Annotated in this window: 1 protein-coding gene and 1 pseudogene; one reads left to right on the top strand and one right to left on the bottom strand. The window is 56.7% G+C overall.

Annotated features, from left to right (window positions below; all coding sequences use genetic code 11):
* Nucleotides 1–90: 90 nt before the first annotated feature.
* Nucleotides 91–801: a TetR/AcrR family transcriptional regulator gene (locus EOA27_RS34825; RefSeq protein ID WP_126079136.1), complete on the top strand. Its 711-nt coding sequence runs from the start codon at nucleotides 91–93 to the stop codon at nucleotides 799–801.
* A 513-nt stretch (nucleotides 802–1,314) separates the two neighbouring features.
* Here EOA27_RS34825 and EOA27_RS42665 read toward each other — a convergent pair.
* Nucleotides 1,315–1,810 (bottom strand): annotated as a pseudogene (locus tag EOA27_RS42665) (hypothetical protein); the annotation flags it as partial.

The raw sequence follows: 1,810 nt of genomic DNA, 5'->3' as shown, positions 1-1,810 counted from the left end.
ATCTAGTTACTTCCTGAATGTGTGAGAGTCAAGCGGCGGCACGGTGCGCGGCCTGTTGACTTCTTGGACAATTGAAATGACTTTCAGCGCATGACCGATCGTCGACAACACGCTGGAACTGGAACCAAGGGAGCGGCCAAAGTGGACGCAACGTCCGGAAAATCAGGCAATGTCGCCAAGAAGAAGCGGCTTCGGGATGCCGAAGCGACCAAGCTTCGTATTCTGGAAGCGGCGAAGAGCGATTTCGCCAAGAACGGCCTCGGCGGCGCGCGTGTCGATGTTATCGCGGCCAAGGCAAACGCCAACAAGCGTATGATTTACCACTATTTCGGCAGCAAGGACGGTCTCTTCCAGACTGTGGTGGAAAATGCCTATCTGGACATCCGCACGGCCGAGCAGAAACTTCATCTCGACGACTTGGAACCGAGGGATGCCCTTGAACGCCTCGTGCGGTTTACATGGCAGTATTATCTGAAGAATCCGGAGTTCATCACCCTGGTCAACAGCGAGAACCTTCACCGCGGCAAGCATGTGAAGAAGTCCGAGCTGATCAAGACCGCCAGCCGCAAATTCGTCGCCATGGTGTCGGGCATACTTGAGCGGGGCGTCAGCAGCGGCGACTTCCGCGGCGGTATCGACCCAGTGCAGCTCAACATCACGATCGCCGCGATCGGATACTACTATCTGACCAACAGGTTCACAGGCTCGATTATTTTCGAGCGCGACCTCATGGAGAAAGACGCTCTAAATGAGCGTCTGGAATTTAATATCGACACCATTATGAGGCTTGTGAGCGCATGATGCTTGCCTCGGAATGCTGACGTCCCCACGGCTGTGTCACCTGCATTTTGGCCGACCGCGTCACCCTTTTCAGGACCTGCTTTCCCATGTCGCCGATATCTTTGGTGGACTAGCGAGAGTTCGCGGCCGCGCGCAGATCCGGAGTATCCCGGCATGCCGCGCAGGCGTTCCGGCAAGAACAGACGACGCGTCGGCAGGTCCGGTGGTTTGCCTCGGCTGATGTCAAGGTGGGCTTCCTTACCCTGCCATCCAAGAACAGTCGTTCCGCTTCCGGCCCCAATTCGGACATCCGCCGATGCACCAAGCAGCGGCAGCTACCGCACCAGCACGCGGCCCGGTCAGGGATGGCTTGGGCGCCCTGCCAGATACCAGTAGGTTCGTCTGAGAATTGGGTTAGAGCGAATGAGCGCCGGAACCATACGGAACTATACGGGAAAGATCTCGATTTCTGCCCACGAAAAGCTTAACAAAATAAAATATTTGACGTCGTCCTCCGGGCCAACCATTTCGCTTTCAGAATTGCCGAGTGTTCGATCGGTAGGTTTTTCGGGAGTGGGATATTCGTCTCGCCGTTTGGTGACCTTTCGATGTTGGGTTCAAAATCGACCCTCCCGGTGGCGCATAGACAGCTGGCTTGCCGCGTCCTCCGATTGAGATCACCCGCACGCTGTTGCTCTCGAGTTCATCCAGATAGTCGGCCCACCATTGCATCATCTTGACGCGCTCTTCCCAGCGCTCAGCCCGGGCCGTCCGGATGCCATTTTCCGCATTCGTTCAGCAGAGTTGATGCTGTTGCTCGAAAACCATGCGCGGTAGCCTCTTATAGGCTCGACGAACGTCGTTGTTCTCAATGTGGGCCAGTTGCCGCTCTATGGCGTCGCGGCGTTAAGCGTGTTGTCGGAGATCGGACGCGAATCCGATCGAGCACTGGGAAAGAGCAGGGATCCACCGCCGGAGAGTTCTCTAAGCGAGGTCAGGACACTGACGGCCTGCCTTGAAAGGGGTACGC

The organism is Mesorhizobium sp. M2A.F.Ca.ET.037.01.1.1, from assembly GCF_003998075.1.
Lineage (GTDB): Bacteria > Pseudomonadota > Alphaproteobacteria > Rhizobiales > Rhizobiaceae > Mesorhizobium.
Note: the sequence above shows the minus strand (reverse complement) of the source record. Positions and strands in the feature narration are given on the sequence as shown.

What these genes read in the sequence shown, in the direction of transcription:
- EOA27_RS34825 (WP_126079136.1), top strand. Translation starts at nt 91, where the DNA reads ATGACCGATCGTCGACAACACGCTGGAACTGGAACCAAGGGAGCGGCC.